The following is a 4511-nucleotide window of genomic DNA, read 5'->3' on the forward strand; positions in this document are numbered from 1 at the left end:
CCAGCGGTGTGGCCGGGCGTGGCGGGACGGCTGGTCGACAAGTCGGTGAGCATACGGAATCGCTCCTGAACGGTCTTTCCAGAAGTCCGGAACCGAATTCCGGACCTGTCCTGAAGGGTTGGTCAGGGTGCCGCAGCGGAGAGGTGGACGGGCCCCGGAGGATGCCGGCAGCCCGGGTGGTCACCCGCTGGGCCTGCGCCTCCGGTCCGAAGCACGAAACTCCTGCTGCCCTTGACTTCGAGTGGTAAACCCCGGCTCTTCGCGCCGAACCGCGGCTGCGCCGCGGGCGTGGTGCCCGCACCCCGGAGACAGGGGGTGGCTGACCGGGAAGGAGCGTCGGTATCGCGAGGAACCGGGGCGAGCGCGAGAGCCTGAAGAAGGGTGACAAGGTGGCCTGGAAGAGTCACGGGCGGACAGGCCGAGGGCGAGGTGGAGAAGAAGATCACCAAGCGCACCCGGGCCGCGGGCCGCACGACGCGGCACCGGACGATCCGCAGTACCAGGTGCGCAGTGCCAAGTCCGGCCGCTCCGCGGTGCACAAACCGTCCGTACTGAAGAAGAAGTGAGCCGGGCCGCGCCGTCGCATGAACGCGGCGGCCTCGGCGGCGCGACCTGATGACCAGTCAGGAAGTTTACGTGCAGCACGAGTTGGGGTGGACCGCCGACCTCGGTGGGGCGCCTCTCGGCCACCGGTGAACCGACATGCCATCGTCCGCCCCGACCGTGTTCTCCCGCCCCATTGTGTTGAGCCTTGTGGCCCTTTACTGTTCGGGTTTGCCTGAGTCTGTTCGATGATGAGTGCTCAGGCGGATGGAGGCCGCAGTGCGGGGTAGTCGGAGCCGTTCCGAGAGCGCGAGACCCGGTCGACGTCGGTGGTGGAGGGCGGTCCTCGCGACGACCGCGACCATCGCCCTGGCCGCGGGCATGACCGGACCAGCCGTCGCGCTGGACGTCGGCGGGCAGACATCCACCGTGACACCCACCGCGACGCCCGCCGCCGGCGCACAGGCGCACACGGTGACACTCGACGGCTACTCGTTCCTCGTCGACGGCAAGCGCACCTACCTGTGGTCCGGCGAGTTCCACTACTTCCGGCTGCCGAGCCCGGACCTGTGGCGTGACATCTTCCAGAAGATGAAGGCCGCCGGGTTCAACTCCACGTCGCTGTACTTCGACTGGGGTTACCACTCACCCAAGCCGGGCGTGTACGACTTCAGCGGGGTACGGGACGTCGACAGGCTGCTCGACATGGCCCAGGAGGCCGGCCTGTACGTCATCGCGCGCCCCGCGCCGTACATCAACGCGGAGGTCGACAGCGGCGGCCTGCCCGGCTGGCTGACCACCAAGGCCGGCAACAACCGCAGCGACGACCCGCGGTTCCTGAAGTACGCCGACGAATGGCTGACGCAGATCGACCGGATCATCGCCCGCCACCAACTCACCAACGGCACCGGCTCGGTCATCGCCTACCAGGTCGAGAACGAGTACTACAACGGCTCGGCCGCCGGCCGCTCCTACATGCAGCACCTGGAGGACAAGGCCCGCGCCGACGGCATCACGGTGCCGCTCACCGGCAACAACAACGGCACCTTCAACTCCGGTACCGGCGCCCTCGACGTCGACGGCCCGGACTCCTACCCCCAGGGATTCAACTGCTCGAACCCCACGAAGTGGAACGGCGTCCCCGACATCAGTTACGACCACCCCGCCGGAAAGCCGCTGTACTCGCCGGAGTTCCAGGGCGGCGCCTTCGACCCCTGGGGCGGACCGGGCTACGACAAGTGCGCCCAGCTGATCAACGACCAGTTCGCCAACGTGTTCTACAAGCAGAACATAGCCGTCGGCGCCACCGCGCAGAGCTTCTACATGACCTACGGCGGCACCAACTGGGGCTGGCTGGGCATGCCGGAGAACTACACGTCGTACGACTACGGGGCGGCGATCCGCGAGACCCGGCAGCTCGATCCGAAGTACTACGAGGACAAGCTGATCGGCTACTTCACCCAGTCCGTGGCCCCGCTGACCAAGACCGAGGCGATCAGGGCCACGCCCCCGGACGACTCCGCCGTCGTCGACACCGCCCGGATGAACCCCGACACGAAGACGCAGTTCCACGTCCTGCGGCACGGCGACTCCACGTCCACCGCGGTCGACAGGACCCACATCTCGCTGGACTTCAACGCGCAGCCGTCCGCGGACACCACCTACACCTGGGACGACCCGGACTCCGCGCTCCAGTACGCCGGTTCGTGGTCGCACGTGGCCGACCAGAACTACACCGGCGGCGACTACAAGCACACCGAGTCGTTCTCCAACAAGGCCGGTGACTCGGTCACCGTCCCCTTCGACGGCACCGCGGTCCGCTGGATCGGCTCGAAGACGAACAACCACGGCTACGCCGACGTCTACCTCGACGGTACGAAGGAGGCGACGGTCGACGACTCCGGCGGCGAGACCCAGGCGGTGCTCTTCCAGAAGACCGGCCTGGCTCCCGGGGCACACACCCTGAAGATCGTCGTCGACGGGACCCACAGTTCGGCGTCCACGGACAACTACGTGGCCATCGACGCCATCGACGTGCCGACGGGCACCGCCGCCGCGGAACCGACCTACCCGGTCGTGCCCCAGCAGCCCGGCACCGCTATCACCCTCGACGGACGCGACTCCCACGTGATCGTGGCCGACTACCGGCTCGGCGACTCGCAGTTGCAGTACTCCACCTCGGAGATCATGACCAGCGCCACCATCGGCGACCGGGACGTCGCCGTGCTCTACGGCGACCCGGGCAGCGACGGCGAGACCGTCCTGCGCTACTCCGCCAGGCCCACCGTGGCCACCAGCGGCGGCACCGCCGACACCACCTGGGACCCGGCCACCGGCGACCTGCGGCTGAACTACACGCACAAGGGCCTGATGCGCATCAGCATCAGCGGCGGCGGACAGCGCCCGCTGCTGCTCCTCGTCGGCGACAAGGCGACCGCGAAGACCTTCTGGCGCCAGGACACGGCGACCGGCCCGGTGTTCGTACGCGGCACGCACCTGCTGCGGACGGCGACCAGCCGGGACGGCGGCCGCACCGTGGCGCTCACCGGCGACAACGCCGACGACAAGAACATCGAGGTGTTCAGCTCCGCCGCCCGTGTCACCTGGAACGGCCGGACAGTGCACACCAGGGCCACCGGCACCGGAAGCCTGACCGGGGAGATCGCGACCGCGGCCCCGGTGCACCTGCCGACGCTGACGAGCTGGAAGCACGCCGAGGAATCCCCCGAAGCGGCCCCCGGTTTCGACGACTCCAGCTGGCAGGTGGCCGACAAGGCGACCACCAACAGTGTCTCCGGCGCCAACGCGCTGCCGGTGCTCTACGCCGACGACTACGGCTTCCACACCGGCAACACTTGGTACCGCGGTCGTTTCCGCGCCACCGGCAAGGAGACCGGCATCCACCTGGTCTCGGACTCCGGCGGCGACGCCCAGGCGTTCTCGGCCTGGCTCAACGGCACCTTCCTGGGCAGCTCCACCACGGGCAGCGCCGACTTCACCTTCCCGGCCGGCTCGGTGCGGTCCACGGGTGACAACGTCCTCTCCGTGCTCACCGTGAACATGGGACACGAGGAGGACTACAACTCCACCAACGGCAACAAGACCGCCCGCGGCCTGACCAGCGCCTCCCTCGTCGGAGCCCCGCTGACCTCCGTCACCTGGCGCATCCAGGGCGTACGCGGCGGCGAGGACCTGCAGGACACGGTGCGCGGTCCGCTCTCGACGGGCGGTCTGTACGGCGAGCGGGCCGGCTGGCCCCTGCCGGGCTACCCGGACGGTAAGTGGAACAAGGTGACACTGCCGACGACCGACACCCGCCCCGGTGTCTCCTGGTACCGCACCGACGCCGACCTCGACCTGCCGCGCGGCCAGGACACCTCGGTAGGCCTGACGTTCACCGACGACGCCGCACGCAAGTACCGTGCCACGATCTTCGTCAACGGCTGGCAGCTCGGCAACTACGTCAACTACCTCGGTCCGCAGCACACGTTCCCCGTCCCCAACGGAATCCTCGACCCGAACGGCCACAACAGCATCGCCATCGCCGTCTGGAACCTGGACGGCAGCACCGGCGGCCTCGGACAGGTCTCGCTCACCGACTACGGCAGCTACACCTCGTCCCTGCGCGTCGCCCAGAACGACAGCCCCCGCTACGACAGCCGCACGTACGCGATGCCGAAGCGCCCCGGCGCCGACGTCACCCTGGAGGTGCCGGACACCGCGCAGCCGGCGCAGTCCTTCACGGCCCGGACGACCGTGCGGGTCCCCGAGGACGGATCGTCCGCCACCCGGCTGACGGCCTCGCTCCAGGCCCCCGACGGCTGGAGCGTCAGCGCCACCGGCCCCACGTCGGCCGAGCGCGTGCGACCGGGTGCCAGGTAGTCGCCGAGCGGGTCGTCCGCGTCCACGGTGTAGGCGGAGAAGGTGACCGGGGGCAGCTTGGAGCCCTTGGTGTCACCGGGCGCGTA

1 protein-coding gene and 1 pseudogene are annotated in these 4511 nt (G+C 69.1%); both read left to right on the forward strand.

Annotated features, from left to right (window positions below):
- Positions 1 to 389: 389 nt before the first annotated feature.
- Positions 390 to 542: pseudogene (locus ABZ646_RS40705) on the forward strand (DUF2945 domain-containing protein); the annotation flags it as partial.
- A gap of 280 nt (positions 543 to 822) precedes the next feature.
- Entirely contained in the window at positions 823 to 4425 is a 3603-nt protein-coding gene (locus ABZ646_RS40710; RefSeq protein ID WP_360531059.1) for a beta-galactosidase, read from the forward strand.
- Positions 4426 to 4511 lie beyond the last annotated feature (86 nt).

Origin of the sequence: Streptomyces sp. NPDC007162 (assembly GCF_040634175.1) — a bacterium.
GTDB lineage: Bacteria > Actinomycetota > Actinomycetes > Streptomycetales > Streptomycetaceae > Streptomyces.